Source organism: Streptomyces sp. NPDC059452, from assembly GCF_042750035.1.
GTDB lineage: Bacteria > Actinomycetota > Actinomycetes > Streptomycetales > Streptomycetaceae > Streptomyces.
In genome coordinates, this window is the sequence record NZ_JBHYVE010000017.1 from 116589 (window position 1) to 142062 (window position 25474).

18 protein-coding genes are annotated in these 25474 nt (G+C 72.1%); 4 read left to right on the forward strand and 14 right to left on the reverse strand.

Going from position 1 to position 25474, the window contains the following annotated elements; genetic code table 11:
- Window positions 1-324: 324 nt before the first annotated feature.
- The gene (locus tag ACFW9Z_RS22635; protein ID WP_384643774.1) at window positions 325-1743 is read right to left on the reverse strand and encodes a DUF4192 domain-containing protein; all 1419 of its coding nucleotides are present in this window, start codon (window positions 1741-1743) and stop codon (window positions 325-327) included.
- A 110-nt stretch (window positions 1744-1853) separates the two neighbouring features.
- On the opposite strand from ACFW9Z_RS22635, the gene ACFW9Z_RS22640 reads away from it, so the two are divergent.
- Both ACFW9Z_RS22640 and ACFW9Z_RS22645 read left to right on the forward strand, forming a co-directional pair.
- Window positions 1854-4025 carry a RecQ family ATP-dependent DNA helicase gene (locus ACFW9Z_RS22640; RefSeq protein ID WP_384643776.1) on the forward strand — a complete coding sequence of 724 codons (2172 nt, stop codon included), beginning with the start codon at window positions 1854-1856 and terminating at the stop codon, window positions 4023-4025.
- A 216-nt stretch (window positions 4026-4241) separates the two neighbouring features.
- A complete protein-coding gene (locus ACFW9Z_RS22645; RefSeq protein WP_384643778.1) occupies window positions 4242-4895 on the forward strand; it encodes a hypothetical protein in 654 nt (217 codons plus the stop codon).
- A 108-nt stretch (window positions 4896-5003) separates the two neighbouring features.
- On the opposite strand, the gene ACFW9Z_RS22650 is transcribed toward ACFW9Z_RS22645, so the two are convergent.
- The 6 genes from ACFW9Z_RS22650 to ACFW9Z_RS22675 form a co-directional block, all read right to left on the reverse strand.
- Window positions 5004-5663 carry a hypothetical protein gene (locus tag ACFW9Z_RS22650; protein WP_384643780.1) on the reverse strand — a complete coding sequence of 220 codons (660 nt, stop codon included), beginning with the start codon at window positions 5661-5663 and terminating at the stop codon, window positions 5004-5006.
- Between the two features lie 47 nt (window positions 5664-5710).
- Complete coding sequence (locus ACFW9Z_RS22655; protein ID WP_384643781.1) at window positions 5711-6421, reverse strand: ribonuclease HII; 711 nt, start codon at window positions 6419-6421, stop codon at window positions 5711-5713.
- Between the two features lie 131 nt (window positions 6422-6552).
- Window positions 6553-8496 carry a DUF4153 domain-containing protein gene (locus ACFW9Z_RS22660; RefSeq protein WP_384643783.1) on the reverse strand — a complete coding sequence of 648 codons (1944 nt, stop codon included), beginning with the start codon at window positions 8494-8496 and terminating at the stop codon, window positions 6553-6555.
- Between the two features lie 221 nt (window positions 8497-8717).
- Entirely contained in the window at window positions 8718-9629 is a 912-nt protein-coding gene (locus ACFW9Z_RS22665; protein ID WP_384643785.1) for an ADP-ribosylglycohydrolase family protein, read from the reverse strand.
- Window positions 9630-9641: 12 nt separating this feature from the next.
- Entirely contained in the window at window positions 9642-10301 is a 660-nt protein-coding gene (locus ACFW9Z_RS22670; protein WP_384643787.1) for a histidine phosphatase family protein, read from the reverse strand.
- 175 nt (window positions 10302-10476) lie between these two features.
- A complete protein-coding gene (locus ACFW9Z_RS22675) occupies window positions 10477-11082 on the reverse strand; it encodes a YdbC family protein (RefSeq protein ID WP_384643789.1) in 606 nt (201 codons plus the stop codon).
- A 263-nt stretch (window positions 11083-11345) separates the two neighbouring features.
- Between ACFW9Z_RS22675 and ACFW9Z_RS22680 the strand changes: the two genes are divergently transcribed.
- Window positions 11346-11882: a TerD family protein gene (locus ACFW9Z_RS22680; protein WP_384643791.1), complete on the forward strand. Its 537-nt coding sequence runs from the start codon at window positions 11346-11348 to the stop codon at window positions 11880-11882.
- A gap of 117 nt (window positions 11883-11999) precedes the next feature.
- Here ACFW9Z_RS22680 and ACFW9Z_RS22685 read toward each other — a convergent pair whose 3' ends face one another.
- Both ACFW9Z_RS22685 and nrdR read right to left on the reverse strand, forming a co-directional pair.
- Window positions 12000-14894 carry a vitamin B12-dependent ribonucleotide reductase gene (locus tag ACFW9Z_RS22685; protein ID WP_384643793.1) on the reverse strand — a complete coding sequence of 965 codons (2895 nt, stop codon included), beginning with the start codon at window positions 14892-14894 and terminating at the stop codon, window positions 12000-12002.
- 168 nt (window positions 14895-15062) lie between these two features.
- Window positions 15063-15575, reverse strand: coding sequence for a transcriptional regulator NrdR (nrdR, locus tag ACFW9Z_RS22690; RefSeq protein WP_384643794.1), 513 nt, complete (start codon window positions 15573-15575; stop codon window positions 15063-15065).
- Window positions 15576-16079: 504 nt separating this feature from the next.
- Between nrdR and lexA the strand changes: the two genes are divergently transcribed.
- Window positions 16080-16877, forward strand: coding sequence for a transcriptional repressor LexA (gene lexA / locus ACFW9Z_RS22695; RefSeq protein WP_384643796.1), 798 nt, complete (start codon window positions 16080-16082; stop codon window positions 16875-16877).
- A gap of 89 nt (window positions 16878-16966) precedes the next feature.
- Here lexA and ACFW9Z_RS22700 read toward each other — a convergent pair whose 3' ends face one another.
- Genes ACFW9Z_RS22700 through ACFW9Z_RS22720 form a run of 5 tightly spaced genes read right to left on the reverse strand, consistent with a single transcriptional unit; the run spans window position 16967 to window position 25343 of the window.
- The gene (locus ACFW9Z_RS22700; protein ID WP_384643798.1) at window positions 16967-18937 is read right to left on the reverse strand and encodes an ATP-dependent DNA helicase; all 1971 of its coding nucleotides are present in this window, start codon (window positions 18935-18937) and stop codon (window positions 16967-16969) included.
- Between the two features lie 38 nt (window positions 18938-18975).
- Window positions 18976-20970, reverse strand: a complete 1995-nt coding sequence (locus tag ACFW9Z_RS22705; protein WP_384643800.1) for an IucA/IucC family protein — start codon at window positions 20968-20970, stop codon at window positions 18976-18978.
- A gap of 60 nt (window positions 20971-21030) precedes the next feature.
- Window positions 21031-21891: a GNAT family N-acetyltransferase gene (locus ACFW9Z_RS22710; protein WP_384643802.1), complete on the reverse strand. Its 861-nt coding sequence runs from the start codon at window positions 21889-21891 to the stop codon at window positions 21031-21033.
- Window positions 21892-21946: 55 nt separating this feature from the next.
- On the reverse strand, window positions 21947-23920 hold the full coding sequence (locus ACFW9Z_RS22715; protein ID WP_384643803.1) for an IucA/IucC family protein: 1974 nt from the start codon (window positions 23918-23920) through the stop codon (window positions 21947-21949).
- 28 nt (window positions 23921-23948) lie between these two features.
- Window positions 23949-25343 carry a diaminobutyrate--2-oxoglutarate transaminase family protein gene (locus ACFW9Z_RS22720; protein WP_384643805.1) on the reverse strand — a complete coding sequence of 465 codons (1395 nt, stop codon included), beginning with the start codon at window positions 25341-25343 and terminating at the stop codon, window positions 23949-23951.
- Window positions 25344-25474: the final 131 nt, after the last annotated feature.

The window sequence follows — 25474 nt, forward strand, 5'->3', positions numbered from 1 at the left end:
GTCGGCCCGTCCCGGGGGTGCAGGGTCGTCGCGCGAGATGAGCACGTCCCGGGATCCCGGGACACCGGAATCGCCGCACACCATCAGCCCATCCCGGGCCCCGGCGCCACCGTGCACCATCAGCCCATCCCGGGCCCCGGCGACGGGGGCGCGGTGCCGGTGGAACCTCCCGGCCCGGGGTCCTGCGATGACGGCGGCCCCGCCACCTCACGGGGTCCCTCGGTGGTGGCGGGCCCGCCACCGTACGGACGTCGTCGTCGCCCACGGCGCGGGCCGCCCCGGGAGGCCGCCTCGCATACGGCCTGGGCCCGTCCGTCACGGCCCTCAGCGGCGGGAACCGGTGTCCCGGCGGCCGTACCGCCGGGGGTCCCGTGTCCGCTGCCCGGCAGGGGCCGTCCCTGGCCGGGCGGTGGCGCCCGGCGTCGGTGTCCTCCGCCCGGCGGGCATCACCCGGCGCCCGCTCCCCCTCCGCTCCCGGTTGGGCAACGACCGGACTCGGCGGACACGAAGGGCGGGCGCCCTGGTGGCGGCCGTGCCGTCCCCCGCAGCCCCGGCGCCCCCGGCGGCGTCCGTGCACCCGGCCTCTGCCTCCGCCTCCGCCTCTCCCTGCCCCCCGTCACCGTCACCGTCACCCCGCAGGCAGCGGCGCAGCGTCTCCGGGTCCAGCCCTTCGTTGCACGCCCGGTGCAGCAACTGCGCGAACGTGTACTCCGGGTCGGCGCGGAGCGCCAGGGCCAGAGCGACCCGGGCGCCGGGCTCGTCACCGATGGACCAGGCGACCCAGCCCGCGAGGGTCAGCGGAGCCGCCGCGTGCTCCCCGTACGGTCCGACGCAGCGCCGGGCGAGCGTGCGCCACAGCCGCAGCGCGGTGTGGCCGTCGGGGCCCTCCATCCAGGCCGCGGCCTTGTCACGGGTCTCCCGGTCCTGGAGGCCGAGGATGACGGCGGCGGCCTCGTCCTCGCTGATCATCTGGTCGTCCCCGAAGTCGGCGACGGCTTCCGGAGCGGGCCGCATCCGCCCGAGGCGGCCCATGAGGGCGTGTGCGAGCTCAAGGGTCTCCTCGGCCACCTCGGCCTTCGTCCGTTCGTCCAGGATCCGGGGCACCAGCGACGGCGCTACCCGGTCCAGCGCCTGCATCTGTGCGGACGCCTCGTCCGGCTTCTGCCAGGGAGCGAGCCGCGCCTCCATGTCGCGCAGCGTCCCCCGTACCTGGATTCCCGCGTAGGCGGCTGCTGCGGCCATCACCGTCGTACCGGGCATGGCCAGGGGTTTTCCCTGGGCCGGGCAGCACCGGCTGTCGGGGCAGCAGTAGGACCAGTAGCGGCCGTCCGAGATGCAGAGCGCTTCGAGCACGGGCACGTCGAGCGCCCCGCACGCCGTGCGCAGGCTCTGGGCGAACGGCCGCAGCCGCTCCATGGTCAGGCGGCCGCTCACGCCGTCCGGTGAGTCCTGGCAGAGGAAGATCACGATCGCGTCGGGCCGTCCGTCCCGGCGCTCGCTCCCCGAGATCAGGCTCTCGGCCAGCTGATCAGCGACGGGCCCCCATTCGCCGGGCGCCTGCGGGATTCCGAGCCGCAGTCGGCCGCCGAACCGGCCCCGGCCGCCGTGCAGGGCCACCATCACGACGCTGTCGTTGGGATGGAAACCCATCAGATACGGGAGGGCATCGGCGAGTTCGGCGGGACCCCGCAGGGTGATCTGCTGACCGTCGGCCGGGCCGGTGGATTCCTGGTGCTTGTTCATGGCTCGACGGTCCCGCGATCCGCCGCATCCCGCGACCCCTGTGGATAACGTTATCCACAGGCTCGCCCCGCCGTTCGCGGTTTGTGGTCGCCATCGGGTTGCATGGGGGGATGACCAACGCAGATCGTGCAGCGCTCAGGGCTTCGGCCGACACCGTCCTCGCCCGTCTCGTCGGGGATGCCTCGGGTGAGGCCCGGCTGCGCGAGGACCAGTGGCTGGCGATCGAAGCGCTCGTCGCCGACAAGCGCAGAGCGCTGGTCGTGCAGCGCACCGGGTGGGGCAAGTCCGCCGTCTACTTCGTGGCGACCTCGCTGCTGCGCGCGCAGGGCGCCGGCCCGACCGTGATCGTCTCGCCGCTGCTGGCGCTGATGCGCAACCAGGTCGCGGCGGCCGCGCGGGCGGGCATCAGCGCCCGCACGATCAACTCCTCCAACACGGAGGAGTGGGAGAGCGTCCAGGACGAGGTGGCGGCCGGTGAGGTCGACGTCCTCCTCGTCTCCCCCGAGCGGCTGAACAATCCCGATTTCCGGGACCAGGTGCTGCCCCGGCTCGCCGCCGCGACAGGGCTTCTCGTGGTCGACGAGGCGCACTGCATCTCCGACTGGGGGCACGACTTCCGGCCGGACTACCGGCGGTTGCGGACCATGCTCGCCGATCTCCCCGCAGGTGTGCCGGTGCTGGCCACCACCGCCACGGCGAACGCGCGCGTGACGGCGGACGTCGCGGAACAGCTCGGCACGGGCGCGGGCACGGACGCGCTGGTCCTGCGCGGCCCGCTGGACCGGGAGAGCCTGAGCCTGAGCGTGCTCCAACTGCCCAACGCGGCACACCGGCTGGCCTGGCTGGGCGACCACCTCGGCGAGCTTCCCGGCTCCGGCATCATCTACACGCTGACGGTCGCGGCGGCCGAGGAGGTCACGGCCTACCTCCGGCAGAACGGTCACCCGGTCGCGTCCTACACCGGGCGGACCGAGAACGCGGACCGGCAACAGGCGGAGGACGACCTGCTGGCCAACCGGGTCAAGGCGCTGGTCGCCACCTCCGCGCTGGGCATGGGGTTCGACAAGCCCGACCTCGGCTTCGTGGTGCACCTGGGTTCGCCCGCCTCCCCCATCGCGTACTACCAGCAGGTCGGACGTGCGGGGCGCGGGGTCGAGCACGCCGAGGTGCTGCTGCTCCCCGGCAAGGAGGACGAGGCGATCTGGCAGTACTTCGACTCGGTCGCCTTCCCGCCCGAGGAGCAGGTCCGCCGCACCCTGGACGTCCTGGCCCGCTCGGAGCGCACGCTGTCCCTGCCCGCCCTGGAGCCCCTGGTCGATCTGCGGCGGACCCGCTTGGAGACGATGCTCAAAGTGCTGGACGTCGACGGTGCCGTGAAGCGGGTCAAGGGCGGCTGGATCTCCACCGGAGAGCCCTGGGTCTACGACTCCGAGCGCTACGCCTGGGTCGCCCGGCAGCGGGCCGCCGAACAGCAGGCCATGCGGGACTACGCCACCACGACGGCATGCCGGATGGAGTTCCTGCGGCTGCGGCTCGACGACGAGGAGGCCACCGCCTGCGGGCGCTGCGACAACTGCGCGGGCGCCCGCTTCGACGACAAGGTCTCCACCGCGGCGCTGGACGGCGCCCGCAGCGAGCTGGGCCGGCCGGGGGTGGAGGTGGACCCCCGCAAGATGTGGCCCACCGGCCTGTCCGCCGTGGGCGTCGACCTCAAGGGACGTATCCCCGCCGGTGAACTCGCCTCCACCGGACGGGCGCTGGGCCGGCTCTCCGACATCGGCTGGGGCAACCGGCTGCGCCCCATGCTGGCGGCGCAGGCACCGGATGGATCAGTTCCGGACGATGTCACGGACGCCGTGGTCACCGTTCTCGCCGACTGGGCCAAGGGGCCCGGCGGCTGGGCCTCCGGCGCACCCGACGCCGCTCCCCGGCCGGTCGGTGTGGTCACCGTCGCCTCGCGCCGCCGACCGCTCCTGGTGGGGTCGCTGGGGCACCGCATCGCCGAGATCGGCCGGATGCCCCTGCTCGGGACGGTGACGTACGCGCCCGGCAGCGAGGATCTGACGGTGTCGCAGACCAACAGCGCACAGCGGGTGCGGGCCCTGCACGAGGCCCTCGTCGTCGAGCCGGAGCTGGCCCAGGCGGTGCGGTCCGCCGACGGCCCGGTCCTGCTCGTCGACGACCTCTCCGACACCGGCTGGACACTGGCCGTCGCCGCGCGCCTGCTGCGGCGCGCCGGAGCCAAGGGGGTGTGTCCGCTGGTCCTCGCGGTTCAGGGGTGACAGGAGGCGTCATCCGGCCGGGGCTGGGCAGGGATATCAGTAGCATTCCGGCCGATACCCGTCAGCGGCGCCAATTGCTCGTTGCCGCCTGCCGATACGCCAGGAAGAATTGGGACTGCTTCCCGCACAGTTCCCCGTCGGGCCCGGAAGGGCTGTGCCGCGGCGCGCCCTCACTCGACCCTGCCCACACCATGGGCGCGTAGCGAAGGGAGGACCATGACCTTCGGATTCGCCCCGTCCCCCGCCACTTCTCCATCGGCGTTCTCGACCCCGCCGGGTTCCGCGGACTCCGTCAACCGCCTTGCCCGGATACTCGAACCCGCCGAGTGGGCCTCGGCGGGCATACCTCTGCTGCGCAGCCCGCGGGAGGTCGTCAGCGGGCTGCACTCACGGCACCGGCCGCAGCCGACCACCGCCGTGGTCGCGGTCCTCGATCACGAGGAACGCCTCACGGCCAGCGCCTCGTTCACCCGCCGGGACACGGTGGCGGCGGACGGCTGGGACTTCCGCAACGCGCTGCTGTCCCAGCTGCGGCGCGTGATCCCGCACGATCTGCGCCGCCGTACTCCGGTGCGTACAGCTGTACTTCTCTACTGCCGCGAGGGCGACGAGCGGTGGACCGAGGAGGACGGTGCGTGGATGTGGGGCCTGCGGGACGCCTGCACCCTGCACGGGCTCCGGTGCGGTGCGTACATCACGCTGACCGGCGGGGGCTGGCAGGTGCTCGGCGAGGGCCGGGGCGGGCGGCGGCCCAGTTCGCTGTCGGAGCCGGCCGCGCTGGCCGACACCGTCGCCGAACCCCAGCCCGCGCTGCTGCGGACCGGTGGCGGGGCGGCGGGTGCACTGCGCCGCTCGGCCGCCGCCCGGTGACCGGGCGGCCCTGAACAGCCGCGCAGAACACCGACCGTAGCCGCGCAGGACATCGGCCGGGAGCGCCGGCCACCCGGGCGGATGGCCGGCGCTTCAGGCCGTACGGTCTCAGACGCCCGCGCCCAGCGCGGAGTTGATCGTCTGCGGGTCGCCGCAGACGATCAACAGCCCGGCGGCACGGTCACGCGCGACGGGCAGCGCACGGGCGACGGTGCCATCGGCATCGCCGTTGACCGCCACGACCACCACGGGCCGGGGCTTCGTCCGGTCGACCGCCGAGGCGTCCGCGAAGAAGACGTCGTCGCCCGCGTCGTGCTGGGCCCAGTACGCGGCCTCGCCGAACGACAGCTCGTGCGCGGCCCACGGGTGCTGCTCGCCGGTGGTGAGCACCAGGATGTCGCCCGGCGCCCGGCCGGACTCCAGCAGCAGGTCGACCGCTTCCTCGGCCGCGTCGAGGGCTCCGCCGGCCGGGGCCGGGATCAGCTGGAGCTGCGGCTCGGAACGATTCTCCGGCCGCCCCTGGGCGCTCTTGGGCGCCGCGGGCGCGGGGGCCGGAGCGGGGTGTGCGCGCTGTGCCGGAGGCGTGGGGCGCGCGGGGCCGGGGCCCGGACGGCCCGGGCGCGGCGTGGCCGCGGAACGCGGACCTGGTACGGGACGGGGGGTCGGCGCGGTACGGCCGGCGGCCGGAGTGACGCGGGGACCCTGGGCACTCTCGTGAATCTGAGGCTCCTGAAGGATGAGAGGAGAGGCAGGAAGGTGGTCTGTCATGGGCCGACGTGGTCGGTCGGCGTCGCTGGAGGCGCGCCTGCGCGCGATCAGAATTCGAAGCCGAGCTGGCCCCCGCTTTCCAGTGCGGCCGCCTCGGCGGAAAAACGGACCTTCTTCAGGTGCTGCCACCGGGGCAGCGCGTCCAGATACGCCCAGGAGAGGCGGTGCTGGGGCGTGGGGCCCCGCTCCTCCAGTGCGGCCCGGTGCACGGGCGAGGGGTACCCCGCGTTGGCACCGAAGGCGAAGTCGGTGTACTCCTCGGACTGCCCGCCCAGTTCGGCCATCATCCGGTCCCTGTGCACCTTGGCGATGACCGATGCGGCCGCCACGGCGATGCAGGACTGGTCACCCTTGATGACCGTACGGACCTTCCAAGGGGCGCCGAGGTAGTCGTGCTTGCCGTCGAGGATCACCGCGTCGGGCCGGACCGGAAGCCCCTCCAGGGCCCGTACGGCGGCGAGCCGGAGCGCGGCGGTCATGCCGAGGTCGTCGATCTCCTGCGGGGAGGCGTGACCCAGGGCGTGGGCGGTGACCCAGCTCTCCAGCACAGGGGCGAGCTCGGCGCGCCGCCGGGGCGTCAACAGCTTGGAATCGGTGAGGCCTTCGGGCGGTCGGCGCAGACCGGTGACCGCGGCACACACGGTGACCGGTCCAGCCCACGCACCGCGTCCGACCTCGTCTACACCAGCAACGGTCCTGGCACCGGTGGTGGCCCGGAGCGAGCGCTCGACGGTGTGCGTGGGTGGTTCGTACGGCATGGCGCCAGCCAGCGTACGCCGAGAGCAACGGCAGCAACACCCCGGGGCACCGTGCACACCGAGATTCGGCCGACGGACGTGGGACCGGTACGGGCCGCGGGCGTGGGGTCAGTGCAGGTACGGACGTGGGATCAGTACGGGTCGTAGTCGTCGTGGTCCTGCTCGTAGTCGCCGCGGCCGCCCTCCCGTACGCCGTTGGTGCCCAGTCCGTAGCAGGTGCGGCGGTCGGCGGTCACGGGGCGCTTGCGGAGAATCTCCTCGGCGCGCACCTGGCCCCAGCTAGTCGCGTACCAGGGGGAGTCGGAGGTGCGCAGCTCGTACTGGACGACCCGGAGCGCACAGGAGCGCTGCGGTTCCGGCAGCTTGTCCAGGGCCGGTACGGCGTCGGCGGAGAGGTCCTTGACGTAGGAGATGTCGATCGAGCCGCGGGCCTCGAAGCGCCGGACGTTCTGCTCGGCGACCACCGCGTCCGGTGAGACGAGCCCGAAGGCCAGGACGGCGGCCCCGGCGCTGACGGCGATCGCGCGGGGCAGGAACCGGGCGCCGAAGAGCCCGGCGGCCAGGATCAGGACGAAGACGACGCCGAGCCAGAGCTCCATCGCGGCCACGGAGATCCGGAGCCGGGTCAGCCCGTACTCCTCGACGTACAGGTCCATGCGGCGCAGCGCGGAGGCGACCACGACGAGGGTGAGCACGCAGAGGGTGCCCAGCACGGCGCGCACCAGTGTCCGGTCCCCGCTGCCACCGCGCGGCGCCCAGCGCAGGGCCAGGGCGATCACGAGGAGGGTGAGCAGGGTGGCCCAGAGGAGCTGCCAGAAGCCCTGGCGGGCGTACTCGGCGTGGTCGAGCCCGGTCGCCTCCCGCACCTTCTCGTAGCCGCCGAGGAGGACGACGAGCTGGAGGGCGATGAACGCGGCGAAGAGCAGGTTGAGGACGATGAGCGGAAGGGCCCATTCCGTACGTCCCCGGGGCTTGCCCGCCTTCACGGTGAGCCCGTCCCAGCGGACGGGGGCGGCGGCGGTGTGGGCGGCGGCCAGCGCGCCGGTGAGTCCGAGCAGGAAGAGGAAGAGACGCCACGGGCCTTCGGCGAGCGACACGTCGGGGGTGAGCCGCCCCAGCAGGTCGGCGAAGGCGGCGTCGGCGCTGGCGAAGAGCGCCCCGAACACCACGAGGAGCCCGAGGGCCACCGCCGTGGTGCGCAGGACGGCGCCCCAGCGCCCCCGGGAGTCGTCGGCCCGTTCGCGTACCCCGCGCCACCCCCAACGGATGCCCGGTACGACCGAGGCGAAGGTGCCCAGGGAACCGGCCAGGACGCCCGGCCAGCTCCGGCTGCCGTGCAGTGCGAGCGAGCCGAGTGCGAAGGCCGATACGACGGCCAGGAAGGTGGGCCAGCCCGCGTCCCGGAGCGCGGGCACCGCGAGCAGGGCGAGGCCGCCGACGGCCCAGGTGGCGGTCCAGGGCCGGAGCTTACGACCGGCGGCGCGCGCGGCGAAGGCGGCGGCCAGCGCGGCGGGCACCGCGACGATCAGGAGGTTCACGCCGAGGCCGTCGCCCAGCAGGAGCGCGCTGAGCACGGCGGTGGCCAGGACCGCCCAGAGGACGGCGGGCCGGACCAGGGCCGGTGCGGCGGGCCGGAGCCGGGCCGTCACGCCGGGGCGCTTGACCGGAGGCTGCCAGGACTGCCCCTGCTGCCAGGGCGAGGGCCCTCCCTGGGGCCGCTGCCGCTGGGCGTGGAGGTAGGCGGGTACGGCCGGGGGCTCGGCGCCTGGGGTCGTGTGGGGGCCGGGCTGGGGGGCCGGGGCCGGTGGGTGGGGGGCGGTCGAAGGGACGGTCACGGTGGCCGGGGAGGGCGGGGTAGCGGTGCCGGTGGCCAGGGGCGGTGGGGCCGCAGCCGGTGATTCCGAGGTCGGTGATTCCGGAGCCGGTGAGGCGTCGGCCGACGGAACCGGGACCGGTGAAGCGTCGGCCGACCGACCCGATGCCTTGGACGGCTCGGACGGCTGGGGCGGCTCAGGCGACTGGGGCAGCTCGGACGGCTCAGGCGACTCGGACGGCTCAGGCGGTTGTTCGGACATCGGGCCCCCTCCCCCACCGGGCCCCACGCACGGCCTCGGGCGGCGCGGTGTCCCGGTATCTCATTCGGCGCGCGCCCGCAGAGCCCGATCCGTAAAGATCGAACAGGGGCCGCGTGGCCGAAAGCGTAGTCCTGAACCGGCGTTCGCGAACACGCAGAGTGAGGCTGTGGCAGGACCGTGACAGAGCGTCGACCCGGCCAGGCCGTCCGGCGACGGTACGGTCAGTGGTGCGCCGGGGTGATCAGCCAGCCGGGAGGCTCTTCCGTCTGCGCCAGCCAGTCGGCGGGCGGCGCCCCGGCCGTACCGGCGGCGACGACACCACCGACGATGGCGCAGGTCGTGTCCACGTCGCCGCCCGCCTGGGCCGTCAGCCAGAAGGCCTCCGCGAAGTCGCCGAGGCTCCGGGCCGCCGACCAGAGGGCGAACGGCACGGTGTCGTGGGCGCTGGTCCGCCGACCGTTGCCGAGAACCGCGGCGACCGTCCCGGCGTCCTGGTAGTCCAGCATGTCGCGGGCCCGGCGCAGCCCCGCACCGACCGCGCTGCGGGGCACGAGCGCGATCACGCCGTCGAGAAGTTCCTCGGGCGTCGGCGGCCCGCCCGGGGCCGCGGCGAGCGAGGCGGCGGCCGCGACGGCCATCGCGCCGACGACGGCCTCACGGTGCTGATGCGTGGTGTACGAGGAGATCTCGGCCTGGTGCGTGGCCTGCTCCGGGTCGTCCGCGTACCAGGCACCGAGCGGGGCGATCCGCATGGCCGAGCCATTGCCCCACGAGCCCTGTCCGTTGAAGAGCCCGGAAGCCAGCTCGCGCCAGTCACCGCCTTCCCGCACCAGGCGGAGCAGCCGGTTCACGGCGGGGCCGTAGCCCCGGTCGAAGTCGTGACGCTCGGCGAAGGAGCGGGCGAGCGCGTCCTGGTCGATCCGGCCGTGGGCGGCGAGCACGGCCAGGACCGAGGAGGCCATCTCGGTGTCGTCGGTCCACTGCCAGGGGCCGGGCGGCAGGGCGCGCTGTTTGAGCAGCGGGTAGTTGACCGGGACGAAGAACTGGGAGCCCAGGGCGTCTCCCACGGACAGGCCACGCAGGCTGGCCAGGGCGCGTTCGAAGCGCCGCTCGGAAGCAGAATCAACGGTCATCGCCCTGCCACTCTATCCGGTGCGGCCGTACGGCTCAGGGGTGCGCCAGCTCTGGAAGGGCCGGTCCAGGGTGTAGCGGCCGTTCTCGCCGAGGAGAAGGGTCCGCGTCTCGCCGTTGCCGGGGTTGGAGAGCGATTCGAACTCGGCCACCGACCAGTGGAACCAGCGCATGCAGAAGAGGCGCATCGTCAGCCCGTGGGTGATGAGCAGGACGTTCTCCGGGTGGCCGGGGTCCTCGAAGCTCCGGTGCAGGCTCTCCAGGAAGGCGCCCACCCGGTCGTAGACGTCGGCGCCGGACTCCCCCTGGGCGAAGCGGTAGAAGAAGTGCCCGTACGCGTCCCGGTAGGCCTTCTGGAGGCGTACGTCGTCCCGGTCCTGCCAGTTGCCCCAGTCCTGCTCGCGCAGCCGGGGCTCCTCGCGGACCCGGACCAGGCCGGGGTCGAGGCCGAAGGCGCGGAACGTCTCGTGGGTGCGGCGGTAGGGGGAGATGTAGACGCTCACCCGTTCCCCGGCGAACTGCTCGCGCAGGAGCGCCCCGGTCTCCTCCGCCTGCCGCAGCCCCGTCGCGGTGAGCCGGAGCGCGTGGTCGGGCTCCCGCTCGTACACCGTGTCGTCGGCGTTGCCCTCGGACTCGCCGTGGCGGACGAGGACAATGCGCTGCGGTCGTGCCATGTACCCGACCCTAGGTGGTGCCCGAGGATTCCGCGTGATCCTCTGTTAACGGCTCCCGAACGATCGTGATCCTCTGTTGACTGCTCCCGAACGGTCCAGGTCCTTTGTTGACTGCTCCCGAATGGTCCAGGTCCTCTGTTGACCGCTCTCGAACGGTCCAGGAGGATCCCCCGCCTCAGACCGTCCAGGAGGGTTCCAGCTCGACGACGTCACCCGTCAGCGCGGCCACATCCGTCTCGGTCTGCGCGCGGGCCACCAGGCGCTCCGCCCCGTCGGCGCGGTACTTGCCCCGCTCGGCGCTCGACCTCCACATGGAGAGCACCAGGAACTCGTTGCCGGGCGCCTCCCCGAAGACGCCGCGCACCATGCCGGGGGAACCGGCCATCGCCGGGTTCCACACCTGCTTCTGCATCAGCACGAAGTGCTCGGCCCGGTCCTCGTGGACGGTGCTGTGGGCCACCCTGACCACGTCCGCCTCCGTGAAGTCGGGCTCAAAACCCGTCTTCACGTCGAACCGGCGCTCGAAGAGCATGACCTGCATATCGCGGAACTTGCCCGCCTGTCCGGCCGCGAGCCGGTCGTGTCCGCGGGCCATGAACGAGTCGTAGAAGACCCGGTTGTCCCAGAACGCGAAGACATGGGCGACATCGGGGCGCGTTCGGCTCCACCCACCGCTCTGCCCCCTGAACCCCGGCTCGCCGCGCAGCCCCGCCCACTCTCGCTGTCCCCGCTCGAAACCATGACGGTCCACCACGGAGCAGCGAATCCACTTCACCAGCACCGCGCCATCGTACGGGGCGGAGCGTGGCGCCGGTCACGGTCGTACGCGGACCACCCGAACCTCGTCGTCCCGCTCGCAGCGTGATCCCCCCCTCCCGCTGGAGACCGCGTCGATACATGGGCCGGTACACGGGTCGGCACATGGCCCGAATCCGCCGTTGGCCTCGGTCGCTGGCCCCAGGGGCAGTTGGCTGCGCGGCCCGTTCCGGACATGATCGGGTGATGAGAACGGCCCACGGGCCGTCGGCCAGGAGGGGAAGTCCGGTGAGCACTCCGAACAAGGACATCGAGAAGGTCGAAGTACGGATCAAATGGGACCCCAGCCCGCACGGTGAACCCGACATCGACCTGGACATCATCGCGGCGACCTACCCGGCGGAGGAGCCGTACGGCAGCCCCGCGTACCTCGTTCACTTCGACAGCCGCTCGCCGGACGGCACCATCACGCTGGACCGGGACAGCAGGACGGGCCAGGGGTTCGGCTACGACGAGGTCATGACGATCGAGCTGGGCCGGCTGGCGGACAGGTACGGCCGGGTGGTCGTCGGTGTCGCCATCCAGCAGCGCGAGGGCCGCAGGACCTTCGGCGACGTCGAGAGCACCGGGGTGCAGATCCGGGAGGGCTACACGAGCCTGCTAGAGGACGATTTCGCGAGCGTGGCCCGGTCGACGGCGGCGGTCGTCGGGGAGTTCTCCCGTACGGGCTCGGGGCAGTGGGTGTTCCGCGCGGATGTACGGGGCTTCGACGCCGACCCCGACGCGTTCGCCGCGGTGATGGGAAGCCGCGACTCCGGGACCTGAACGGCAGCGACCAGTTCCGGCCAACCCCGCCTGGGTGTGGGAGGACCGAAGGGAAAGGGAGGGGCGCTGGCCTCATGGCCAACGCCCCTCCTCAGATCACTGCCCTTAGGTCACTGCTCAGCTGCAGCCGCTGGTCGAGCCGCAGCCCTCGCAGATGTAGCAGGAGCCGGCGCGCTGCATCTTCGTACCGCAGGAGAAGCAGAGCGGGGCGTCCGCGCTGATGCCGAGCTGCATCTCGACCAGCTCGGCCGAGGTGTGGGCCGTCGTCGGGGCCGGCTTCTCCGACCCGCGGGGAGCCGCCACCGCCTTCAGGGGCTCGGGCTGCACCGGAGCCGACTGGGCCAGGCTCTCGGAGTCCACGCCGTCCGCCTCGAAGGACGGCTCGTACGAACCGGTGTCGAGGTGGCGCTGACGCTCCTCGGCGGAGTGGATGCCGAGGGCGGAGCGGGTCTCGAAGGGCAGGAAGTCGAGCGCCAGGCGGCGGAAGATGTAGTCGACGATCGACTGCGCCATCCGCACGTCCGGGTCGTCCGTCATACCGGCCGGCTCGAAGCGCATGTTGGTGAACTTCGAGACGTACGTCTCCAGCGGGACGCCGTACTGCAGACCGACCGAGACCGCGATCGAGAAGGCGTCCATCATGCCCGCGAGGGTCGAGCCCTGCTTGGACATCTTCAGGAAGACCTCACCGAGACCGTCGTCCGGGTAGGAGTTGGCGGTCATGTAGCCCTCGGCGCCGCCCACCGTGAAGGAGGTGGTGATGCCGGGACGGCCCTTGGGGAGGCGCTTGCGGACCGGGCGGTACTCGACGACCTTCTCGACCGCCGTACGGATGGTCTCCTCGGCCTTGGCTGCGACCTCTTCCTTCTCCTTGTCCTTGGTCTTGGCGGAGAGGGGCTGGCCGACCTTGCAGTTGTCGCGGTAGATCGCGAGCGCCTTGACGCCCATCTTCCAGGCCTCGAAGTAGACCTCTTCGACGTCTTCGACGGTGGCGCTCTCGGGAAGGTTGACCGTCTTGGAGAGCGCGCCGGAGATCCACGGCTGGATGGCCGCCATCATCCGGACGTGACCCATCGCGGAGATGGACCGCTCGCCCATCGCGCAGTCGAAGACCTCGTAGTGCTCGGTCTTCAGGCCCGGGGCGTCGATCACGTTGCCGTTCTCGGCGATGTGGGCGACGATCGCCTCGATCTGCTCCGGCTGGTAGCCCAGGCGGCGCAGGGCCTGCGGCACCGTGCCGTTGACGATCTGCATCGAGCCGCCGCCGACCAGCTTCTTGAACTTGACCAGGGCGAGGTCGGGCTCCAGTCCTGTGGTGTCGCAGGACATCGCGAGACCGATGGTGCCGGTGGGCGCGATGACCGAGGCCTGCGCGTTGCGGAAACCGTTCTTCGCGCCGAGCCGGATCACGTCCTGCCAGGCCTCCGTCGCGGCGGCCCAGACCGGGGAGTCCAGGTCGTCGACGTGGATCGCCTTGGCGTTGGCGTCGGCGTGCTGCTTCATGACGCGCTGGTGCGGCTCGGCGTTGCGGGCGTAGCCGTCGTACGGGCCGACGACCGCGGCCAGTTCGGCGGAGCGCCTGTACGAGGTGCCGGTCATCAGCGAGGTGATGGCACCGGCCAGGGCGCGGCCGCCGTCGCTGTCGTACGCGTGACCGGTCGCCATCAGGAGGGCGCCGAGGTTGGCGTAGCCGATGCCCAGCTGACGGTAGGCGCGGGTGTTCTCGCCGATCTTCTGCGTCGGGAAGTCCGCGAAGCAGATCGAGATGTCCATCGCGGTGATGACCAGCTCGACGACCTTGGAGAAGCGCTCGGACTCGAAGGACTGGTTGCCCAGGCCGTCGTCCTTGAGGAACTTCATCAGGTTGAGCGAGGCGAGGTTGCACGAGGTGTTGTCCAGGTGCATGTACTCGCTGCACGGGTTCGAGCCGTTGATCCGGCCGGACTCCGGGCAGGTGTGCCAGGCGTTGATGGTGTCGTCGTACTGGATGCCGGGGTCGGCGCAGGCCCAGGCGGCCTCGGCCATCTTGCGGAAGAGGGACTTGGCCTCGACCTCTTCGATGACGTCGCCGGTCATCCGGGCGCGCAGCCCGAACTTGGAGCCCGACTCGACGGCCTTCATGAACTCGTCGTTCACCCGGACCGAGTTGTTGGCGTTCTGGTACTGGACGGACGTGATGTCGTCGCCGCCCAGGTCCATGTCGAAGCCCGCGTCACGCAGGGCGCGGATCTTCTCCTCCTCCTTCACCTTGGTCTCGATGAAGGCCTCGATGTCGGGGTGGTCGACGTCGAGGATGACCATCTTGGCCGCACGGCGGGTGGCACCACCGGACTTGATGGTTCCGGCGGAGGCGTCGGCGCCGCGCATGAAGGAGACCGGGCCCGAGGCGTTGCCGCCGGAGGAGAGGAGCTCCTTGGAGGAGCGGATACGGGAGAGGTTCAGGCCGGCGCCGGAGCCGCCCTTGAAGATCATGCCCTCTTCCTTGTACCAGTCGAGGATCGACTCCATGGAGTCGTCGACGGCCAGGATGAAGCAGGCCGAGACCTGCTGCGGCTGGGGCGTGCCGACGTTGAACCAGACCGGGGAGTTGAAGCTGAAGACCTGGTGCAGGAGGGCGTACGCGAGCTCGTGCTCGAAGATCTCGGCATCCGCGGGAGAGGCGAAGTAGCCGTTGTCCTCGCCGGCCTTCCGGTACGTCTTCACGATCCGGTCGATCAGCTGCTTGAGGCCGGTCTCGCGCTGCGGAGTGCCGACCGCACCGCGGAAGTACTTGCTGGTGACGATGTTGACCGCGTTCACCGACCAGAAGTCGGGGAACTCGACGCCACGCTGCTCGAAGTTGATCGAGCCGTCGCGCCAGTTGGTCATGACGACGTCACGGCGCTCCCACGCCACCTCGTCGTACGGATGCACGCCGGGGGTGGTGTGGATGCGCTCGATACGCAGACCCTTGCTCGCCTTGGTGCCCTTCATGCGGGAACCTCGTGCCGGGCCGCTCGCCGTCTCTGTCATGCCGCCTCCCATATGTGGGCAAAAACGCCCTGAAGTGCCCAGTTCTTCCCAGGCACAGTGTTGTGTCCGTTGTCCCGGGGACCGCGCTCGGCCCACGGGAACAGGTATCGAATCGCCCGGTCACCGGTCGGCAGACGTACTGCCGGACCGGCGACGGGCGCGTACCGCTCAGTCGGCGGCAATGGCAGGGGCGGGGACCTCCAGGGTCTCTCCGCTCCCGCAGTCCTCTGCGGAAGGCCGCTGCGCGCGCAGTTCCACGATGGCGGCCTCGAAGTCTTCCAAAGAATTGAACGCCCGGTAGACGGACGCGAAGCGCAGGTACGCGACGAGGTCGAGCTCCTGCAGGGGGCCGAGTATGGCCAGACCCACGTCATGGGTGGTCAGCTCGGCGCTGCCGGTGGCGCGCACCGCCTCCTCGACCCGCTGGCCGAGTTTGGCGAGGGCGTCCTCGGTGACGGGCCGGCCCTGGCATGCCTTGCGGACGCCGGAGATGACCTTGGTACGGCTGAAGGGTTCGGTCACGCCGCTGCGTTTGACGACCATCAGCGAGCAGGTCTCCACCGTGGTGAAGCGGCGGGAGCAGTCGGGGCACTGACGGCGGCGACGGATCGACGTCCCGTCGTCGGTGGTGCGACTGTCGACGACTCTGCTGTCGGGGTGCCTGCAGAAGGGGCAGTGCATGGCTCCCAACCCTCCTTCACAGCACGACTGAATAGCCTCTCCGGTCAACCCTTGCGGGCTCCTGGGAGGCAGTCCCCAGCATAGGCGATGGCCATGGGCCGAACGAACCCAGGACCACAACTTCTGGGTGGCCGGGACGATCCAACCACTAGATCTAGGGTTGAGTCGCGAATTCGGCCCCACCGCGTGTCGCACCCCGGGAGTGCCCGGGGGCAGCGCGGGCCAGGAAAGAGGGTACGGGAAACGCGCGGCCCGCGAACCGCCGGGGCTCCCGGGGGCCAGGAGTGGATGGAAGACTGGGGCGCAGCCGCGGCGAGGGCCCCGCGCGACCCCGTACGCACCCGTCGCCCCGCACCCGTACACACCCGCCGCCCCGTGCCCATACACCTGCGGGATGCATCGCGGCAGCCCTTTATTCGTTTTTCACTCGAACGTGTGTTTGGCGCAACCTTTCGAAAGCTACTACCGTTGTCCAGCTAGGGAGAACATTCGAGAGGGGCCGACGTGACCACCACCGCAGACAGTGCCACCATCACCGCCCGGGACCACCGCTCCCAGAGCCGACTTGAGCCGGTGCATGCCATGAATGACTCAGTCACGAACAGCGACGGGCCCGAGCCCACCCGACCCGGGCGTTCCTTGCCCGGCAGGCCCCCAGGGATCAGGGCGGACAGCTCGGGGCTCACGGACCGGCAGCGGCGGGTCATCGAGGTCATCCGCGACTCGGTGCAGCGCCGGGGGTACCCGCCCTCCATGCGGGAGATCGGTCAGGCGGTGGGCCTGTCCAGCACCTCGTCCGTCGCCCATCAGCTGATGGCCCTGGAGCGCAAGGGGTTCCTCCGCAGGGACCCGCACCGGCCCCGCGCCTACGAGGTGCGCGGCTCCGACCAGCCCAGCACCCAGCCGACGGACACGACGGGGAAGCCCGCCGCCTCCTACGTTCCCCTGGTGGGCCGGATCGCCGCCGGTGGGCCGATCCTGGCCGAGGAGTCCGTCGAGGACGTCTTCCCGCTGCCGCGCCAGCTCGTCGGTGACGGCGAGCTGTTCGTCCTGAAGGTCGTCGGCGACTCGATGATCGAGGCGGCGATCTGTGACGGCGACTGGGTCACCGTCCGCCGCCAGCCCGTCGCGGAGAACGGGGACATCGTCGCCGCGATGCTGGACGGCGAGGCGACGGTGAAGCGCTTCCGCCGCGAGGACGGACATGTGTGGCTGCTGCCGCACAACGCCGCGTACCAGCCGATCCCCGGTGACGAGGCGACGATCCTCGGCAAGGTGGTGGCGGTGCTGCGGCGGGTGTGAAGAGCGCCGGTCGTCGGCCTCACGTACACGACGGATACGACGGAGCCCCGGGATGCCTTACGGCACTCCCGGGGCTCCGTCGTGGTGGCCTACTTGCCGTCCGCCTTGGCCAGGGCGTCGATCGCGGCGAGCGAGCGGCGTGCCTGGTTGGGGTCCGTGGTGTACCAGAAGTCCGGCAGGGAGGCGCGCAGATAGCTGCCGTACCGCGCCTTGGCGAGCCGCGGGTCCAGTACGGCGACGACGCCCTTGTCGCCCGTGGCCCGGACGAGGCGGCCCGCGCCCTGGGCCATCAGCAGCGCGGAGTGGGTCGCGGCCACCGCCATGAAGCCATTGCCGCCGGCCTCCTCGACCGCCTTCTGCCGTGCGCTCATCAGCGGGTCGTCGGGCCGGGGGAACGGAATCCGGTCCATCACCACCAGCTGGCAGCTCGGCCCCGGCACGTCGACGCCCTGCCAGAGCGAGAGCGTACCGAAGAGGCAGGTCTCCGGATCGGCGGCGAAGTTCTTGATCAGCTCGCCGAGGGTCTCCTCGCCCTGGAGCAGGATCGGCTTGTCCAGCCGTCCCCGCAGCTCCTCGGCCGCCGCCTTGGCCCCCCGCATGGAGGAGAACAGCCCCAGCGTGCGGCCGCCCGCCGCCTCCACCAGCTCCGCCAGCTCGTCCAGCATGTCCGTACGCGAGCCCTCGCGCCCCGGGGTGTTCAGATGGCGGGCGACATAGAGGATGCCCTGCTTCGGGTAGTCGAACGGGGAGCCGACGTCCAGCCCCTTCCACTGCGGGATGTCGTCGCCCGCGGTGCCCTCGGGGGCGAGCCCCAGGGACGCCCCCACCCCGTTGAAGTCCCCGCCGAGCTTCAGCGTGGCCGAGGTCAGGACCACGGAGCGCTCCGCGAAGAGCTTCTCGCGCAGCAGCCCGGAGACGGAGAGCGGGGCCACCCGCACGGAGGCGCCGAACCGGTCGTGCTGCTCGTACCAGACGACGTCGTACTCCGAGCCCTGGGTGATGCGCTCGGCCACCCCGTGGATCGACTCGACCGAGGCCAGGGCCTGCTTGCGTACCGCGTTCTCGTCCTCCACCGACTTGTCCCGGGTGGCCCCGATCGCGGAGATCACCGTACGGGCCGCGTCGCGCAGCGCCATCAGCGCGTACCCGAGGTCCTCGGGCACCTCCTCCAGCCGGCCCGGAAGCGCCAGCTCCATCACCCGCTCGAACCCCTCGGCGGCGGTCTGGAGCGCGTCGGCGGCCTTCTCGTTGACCAGCTTCGCCGCCCGCCGGACCGCCCGGTTGACCTGGGCCGGGGTCAGCTCGCCGGTGGCGACCCCGGTGACCCGGGAGACCAGCTCATGGGCCTCGTCCACGATCAGCACCTCGTGCGGGGGCAGCACCGGGGCGCCCTCGATGGCGTCGATCGCGAGCAGGGCGTGGTTGGTGACCACCACGTCCGCCAGCTTGGCGCGCTCCCGGGCTGCCTCGGCGAAGCACTCGGCGCCGTACGCGCACTTGCTCGCGCCCAGGCACTCACGCGAGGAGACCGAGATCTGCGACCAGGCCCGGTCCGAGACGCCGGGGGTGAGGTCGTCCCGGTCCCCCGTCTCCGTCTCGTCCGCCCAGTCCCGCATCCGCAGCAGGTCCTGGCCGAGCTTGCTGGAGGGCGCCGCCGCCTCGAACTGGTCGAAGAGCCCCTCCTCCTCGTCCTGCGGGACCCCTTCGTGGAGCCGGTGCAGGCAGAGGTAGTTCGACCGGCCCTTGAGCATCGCGTACTGCGGGCGCCGCCGCAGCAGGGGGTGCAGGGCCTCCACCGTGCGTGGAAGGTCCCGCTCCACCAGCTGTCGCTGGAGGGCGAGGGTGGCCGTGGCCACGACGACCCGCTCCCCGTGCGCCAGCGCCGGCACCAGGTAGCCGAGGGACTTGCCCGTGCCGGTACCGGCCTGGACGAGCAGGTGGGATTGGTCGTCGACCGCCTCGGCGACGGCCTCGGCCATGGCGGCCTGGCCGGGCCGTTCCGTACCGCCGACGGCGGTGACGGCGGCGTGCAGGAGCTCGGGGAGGGATGGCTTCGTCATAGCCCGACCACCCTACGGCGCACCACTGACAACGGCGATCACTCCCGGATCCGGGCGGTGGGGTGCAGCGGATTGGGAACCGTCCCGTGGATCGCCGCGTGCGGGCGGCTGGAGCGGTCGCGGTAGCCGTCCACATGCAGCCGGTTGCGGTTGAGACAGAGCCGTTCGATCTCGGGGGTGACCATGTCGAACAGCTCGAACCGCTCCTTGAGCTCCGGGAATCGGGCGTGGTGGCGGACGATCTCCGCCCGGACGAGTGACCAGAACTCGTCCTCGCTCACCCCCAGCTGCTCCTCGCAGAGCGGGGACAGATAACGGAAGACGCCGACGAAGAGTCCGGAGTGGATGAACTGGGTGAGGAAGGAAGGCTCCTCGGTGAGGAGGACGGCACGCACCTCCTCGGGCATGGTGTCGTGCTCCGGCAGCGGGTGGGCGCTGATGTTGACGTCGTCGACGAAGTCCTTGATCGCGAGCCGGACGGGCACGTCGTTCTCGTCGAAGACGACGATGGCGTTCTCGCCGTGCGGGGAGAAGACCGTTCCGTAGCGGTAGAGGAAGTGGAGGAGGGGCGGCAGCAGCGCGGCGAAGAGGCGGGTGAGCCAGGCGGCCGGGGCGAGCCCGGAGCGCTCGACGAGTTCGGCGGTGAACGCGCGGCCCGCCGGATCCGTATGGAGGAGGGAGGCGAGCGTGCGGGCGCGTTCGCCCGGTGCCAGGCGGGGCGGCAGAGGCTCCCGCCAGATCGCGCCGAGGATTTCCTTGTACTGGTAGGGGGCTTCGGGGAGGTGGTCGTAGAGCGGGTGTTCCACGGCGACGGAGGCGACCTCGCCGAGGAGGATCACCCGGCAGGTGTCGCGCAGGAACGGGTCGGCCTCGCACAGCCCCTGGACCCAGGCGGTGACGGCGGGGGCGGCGAGAGTGCGCTCGGTGGGCAGGCCGCGCCAGACCAGGGTGTTGAGGATGGAGAGCGGCAGCTTCACCGTGTGCCGGTCTGGGCGCCCCACATTGGCGAAGGTGCGGACGGACTGCTGCGCCAGGCGCGCGTCGCCGTCGCTGTGCAGCGCCACGATGTCCCCGTCGGCGATGGCGGGGGCGAAGAGCGGAACGATCCATTCGTCCCACTGCCAGGGGTGTACGGGGAGGAGGAGATAGCTCTCGGGGTCGATCCCCCGGGCATGCAGTTCGGCGGCGAACGAGGCGCGTACGGAGGGGTCGAGCTCCTCGGCGTACAGGTGCTCGGGGGTGGTGAGTCGACCCACACCCCGGTACTGCGCGATGCGGGTGCTCACGGCGATCCACGGCAGCTGGAGGGGGCTGCGGGTCTCGGGGGTGAAGCGGGCCGCGTCGGCGGCGGAGAAGCCGAGCCGCCCCTTGCTCGCCACCAGCCAGGGGTGGCCGGTCTGGTGCCCTTCGAGCTCGGCGTAGTCGAGTGCGGCCAGCTCGTGCGCGGGGAGGGCGGTGTGGTCGAGCCGGGCGTCGGCGGAGAGCGTGAGGGTGAGCTCGCGGATGAGGTGGCCGAGGGTGGCACCGTCGAGGCCGAGGAGCCCCCGGGCGCGGGCGAGGAACCGCAGCGGGTCGCGGAACGGCCGGGTCCCGTCGGCCGCGTTGCCGGGGAGGGGCGAACCGTTGGGCGAGGGTGAGCCGTTGGGCGAGGGATGGCCGTTGGGCGAGGAGTCGCCGTTGGGCGAGGAACCGCTGTCGGGTGAGGAACCGCGATCGGGTGACGCGGAGCCGTTGGAGAGGGGCGTCGCGGGCGGGTGGGCCGTCTCGATGGAGTCGGGGTCGACGCGCCAGCTGCCGTAGACGCCCCGGCGGGCCGCGAAGCGGAGCTCCGTCCCGTCGTCGAGCGACAGGGAGTAGAGGTGGCCGTCCCCGGGCCGGCGTTCGGGCTCGATGATCTCCTCGTACGCGAACTCGCCGAGCATCTTGGCGAGCAGCCGCGCTGCGGCCCGGTCCCAGACCTGCCGGTTCAGCTCCGGGGGGCTGATCAGCGGGTGGGGCTCGGCAGAATCATGGCTCGCGGGATATGTCGGCACGGGGACTCCTCCGGGTGGAACCGATGGGGTTCGAGCGGTGTGGACGGTGCGGAGCGATGTTCACAGGTGATCACGGTACGTTCGGTCGCGGATCATGAGGGCGGCACGTTTGTCGGGGAGGTCCACTTCGGCGGAGAAGCGGAAGCCGGCGCTCAGGAATGCCGATACGGACGGGGTGTTGCGCAGATCCGGCTCGGCGACGACCCGGCCGCACCGCGGAAGGTTGTCCAGGACGAGGTCGGCGACGGCGCGCAGCAGGATGGTGCCCACGCCCCTCCCCCGGTTGTTCACGCCCCCGATGAGGAGGTGGATCCCGGTGTCGTGGAGGCGGGCCGGGTAGTGGCGGGCCAGCGGGTCCAGGTCGGCGCGGTAGATCTCCCAGTAGCTCATGGGGGTTCCGTCGAGCACGCCGAGGCAGGGGATGGAGCGGCCGTCCCCTTCCAGCTGCGGCCTCAGGTGGTCGGCGGTGACGGATTCGGGCCCGGCCAGCTCCCAGAAGGCGGCGACGGCGGGGTCGTTCATCCAGCGGCTGAGTACGGTGAGATCGCGCGCCAACTCCACCGGGACCAGGTGGAACACCCCGGCCTCGGTGGTGGCGCCGGGCCAGGTGGCCGGGTCGCCCAGCAGCTCGCAGCCGGGATCGCGCCGGGGCGGCGCCCCGGCGCGATCCTCGGCGATCAGCGCGAGGAGTTCCTCGGTGAGCTTGAGGTCGAGGGTGTCCTCGGTGGAGTTGTTCGACGGTACGGCGGTGGCGTTCTCCGTGCCACTGCCGGAGGCCGGGCCGGGGGTGGCGGTCGTGCCACTGCCCGGCGGTACGCCGACGGGGCCCGGGGTCCGGGGTGTTGAGCGTGCACCCCGGGACCCGGAGGCCGGTTCCGGAGGCGCCGCGTCGGAGTCCGCGGGCGCGTCGGCGGGTGGCACGGTGGCTCTCTCCTCTCTGGGGCGGGTTGCCGGGCCGGTTGCGGGGCCGGTCCGCTCAGGCGTGCAGCGGGTTGGCGATGGAGACGTAGACGGACTGGGTGTCGACCGGCCCGACCAGCTCGTCGAGCCCGTGCAGCCGGGTCAGCAGGTTGGCCTTGCAGCGCAGTTGACGGTTCTGAAGGAGATACGCGGGCAGGGGCGAGCCCAGTTCCGCGTTCTCCGTGAGGAATTGGCGGAGGACGGCGAGGAGCGCCTGCTCGTCGGCGAGGCGCTGGGCGCCGAACGCGCCGATGAGGCCGAGGACGTTGTTGATGCCCAGGTAGTAGGCGAACCGCTCGTCGGTGACCGGGTCCGAGACGAAGGTGTCGCTGACCGTGCCGATGCCCGGAAGCCGCCGTTCCAGCTCCTCGCGGCGGGAGTCGCGGAAGTAGTAGCCCTGGTTGTCCCGGTAGCGCCCGCCGACCGGCCAGCCATCCGGGTCGAGCAGCACCAGGGTGTTCTGCTGGTGAGCTTCGAGCGCGACCCCGGCATGGGCGTCGAGCCAGAGGACGGGGCGTACGACGCGGTCCAGGTAGCGGCGGAACCACTCGGCGGAGATGTCCGCGAGCGGGCGGCCGGTCCGGGCGGCCAGCGCGGTGACGGCCTCGGCGAGCCGGGAGCGCATCTCCGGCCGGCCCGGCCGGGGGCGCTGGGCGGTGAGTCCGGCGATGCAGACGGCGTCGTCGCCCGGGCCGAAGGGGTTCTGCCGGAGCATCACGTCGAGGCCGGTGACGGGGGTGCCCTCGGGGTCGTCGACGGCGAGCCAGGCGGGGTCGCGGACGATGTCGAAGCCGGGGTGCTCCCGCTGCCAGCGCTCGGCCAGTCCGGTGGTCAGGAGGCGGTGGACCTCGACACCCCGGTGCAGTTCCTTGCGGAGGTTCTCGCGGCGGGAGTTGGTGATGCGTACGCCGAGGGAGAGCTTGAGCATCACGCGGGCGCCGGGGCGGTGCACGGTGCGGATGGACGAGGTGGGGTGCCAGTGCTCGCCGTACGGACCGAGGTCGTGCAGCAGGCCGGTCGCCCGGAGGGCCGCGATCTGCGGGCGGCTCAGGAGGTCGGCGGCCTGCCAGGGGTGCAGCGGGACGGCGGCGGTGCCGGGCGGCAGGCTCAGCCCCTCACGGTGCGGGGCGAGGAGCTCCTCCGCCGACGCGGCGCCGCCCTCGGTCCAGGCGGAGTCGGTGGCGATCAGCGTACGGTCCACGGCGAACCAGTGGAGCGGGAAGGAGCCGTGGAGCTCCGGGGAGTAGCGCCGGGACTCCGCCTCGGAGAGCCCTTCGCGGCTCTTGGGGGTGGGGTGGAGGGGGTGGCCGAGCAGGAGGGACTGTTCGGCGTTGAGGAAGAGGTCGGCGTCGACGGGGTCGGCCGGGCTGCGCCGCCGCTGTTCGACGAAGCCCGCGGTGTGGCGTACGGAGTCGGCGACCCGGGCGACCAGGTCGGCGGAGCCGTTGCGGTCGGCCTCGCGGCCGATGAGGACGGCGACCGTGACGGCGTCGGCGGGCGGGGCCTTCTCGGGGGCGCCTTCCAGGACGGGGGCGCCGAAGCGGTGGGCTCCGGTGGCGGACCAGTAGTGCACGGGGACGAGCAGGGCGGTGCCGGTGGCGGGGAAGGGCAGGCGCAGGGTGTCGCCGTCGGGGCGGGGCAGGTCGTTCTCCCGGGTCCAGCACCGCAGGAGGCTCTCGGTGCCCGCGGCGTCGGCGACCCTCAGCGGGTCCGGGTGGTCGAGCGGGTCCTGGGCGAGGGGGTCCTGGGCGTCCGGGGCCTCCTGAGCGCCGGGCCCGTCCGCACGGGCCGTGGTCGCGGAGGCGGGGGCGTACGCCGGGTCCTGGCCCGTGGGGGCGTACGCCGGGGTGCTCAAGTCGCCTTCGTACACCGCTTTCTGACGGGGCACGGTCGTCGTCGCCTCGACCGTGCCGGGGGCGGCCGGTCCGTCCTGCCCTCGGTGCTGGGGGGTGCCGGGGCCGTCGGCCTCGGACGCGGGGGTGGGGTTCACGGCGGTCTTCCTTGCGTGGTTCAGGGGATCAGGTGGTCAGCCCGGCGGTGCCGCGACGGAGCGGCGAACGCTCCGCGGCCGCCAGCGCGTCGGCCAGCCGGTCGATGACGGCGCTCGCCTGCTCGTCGGTGAGGGTGAGAGGGGGCAACAGGCGGACCACGGCGCTGTGCCGACCGCCCAGTTCGACGATGAGGCCGCGGTCCAGGCACTCCTGTTGGACGGCGCGGGCGAGGGCCGGATCCGGCGGCGGGGCCGGGGCACGGTCGTCGGCCTCGGCCTGCCGGGGCGCGGCTTCGGGATCCACCAGCTCCAGGCCGATCATCAGTCCGCGCCCCCGTACGTCGCCGATCCCCGGATGGTCCGCCCGCAACTTCCGCAGGCTGTCGAGCATTCGGGAGCCCAAGGCCGCCGCCCGCTCCGCCAGCCCGTTCTCCCGGACGTACGCGAGGGTGGCCGCGCCCGCCGCCATGGCGAGCTGGTTGCCACGAAACGTACCCGCGTGCGCGCCCGGCTGCCAGAGGTCCAGCTCAGAGCGGTAGACGATGACGGCGAGCGGGAGGGAGCCGCCGATCGCCTTGGAGAGGACCATGACGTCCGGCACGATGCCGCTGTGCTCGACCGCCCAGAAGGCGCCGGTCCTGCCGACCCCGGTCTGCACCTCGTCGGCGATCAGCGGAATGCCCCTGGCACGGGTGATCTCGCGCATCCTGCGCAGCCAGCCGTCCGGGGCCGGGTTGACGCCGCCCTCGCCCTGGACCGGCTCCAGGATCATCCCCGCCGGGGCCGGGACCCCGCCCTTGTCGTCGTCCAGCAGATGTTCCGTCCAGCGCGCGGCGAGGGCGGCTCCGCTCTCGCCGCCGATCCCGAACGGGCAGCGGTAGTCCTGCGGGAAGGGCAGCCGGGTCACCCGGACGTCCCGGGCACCGCCGGAGGCCTCCAGCGCTCCGGCGGTCATGCCGTGGTAGGCGCCGGTGAAGGTCAGCAGGCCGTCCCGCCCGGTCGCGGCGCGAACGAGCTTGAAGGCGGCCTCGACCGCGTCCGTACCGGCGGGGCCGCAGAACTGGATACGGGCGTTCTCCGCGAACTCGCGCGGCAGGGTGGCGAACAGCTCCGTGGTGAAGGCGTCCTTGACCGGGGTGGCGAGGTCGAGCACGTGCAGGGGGGCGCCGGAGTCGATGACCTTCCGGATCGCTTCGAGCACGACCGGGTGGTTGTGGCCCAGCGCCAGGGTGCCCGCGCCGGACAGACAGTCCAGATAGCGCCGTCCGTCCGCGCCCTCGATGGTGAGCCCGCGCGCCCTGACCGGGACGATCGGCAGGGACCGCGCATAGGTGCGGGCGGCCGACTCGCGCAGCGACTGACGGCGGAGGATGCCCTCGTGCGCGGGAGGCGGTGCCACCGGAGCGGGTTCGGTCACGGACACGGCTCTTGATCCTCCTGCGGTAACAGCGGTAACAGTTGCGTTGCACGTCGGTACGTTTTCGCGCGGACGGAGTGCGGGGGTGAACGCTGTCCGGGTGTCCCCCGTACGTACCAACGACGCCGACCGCAAGG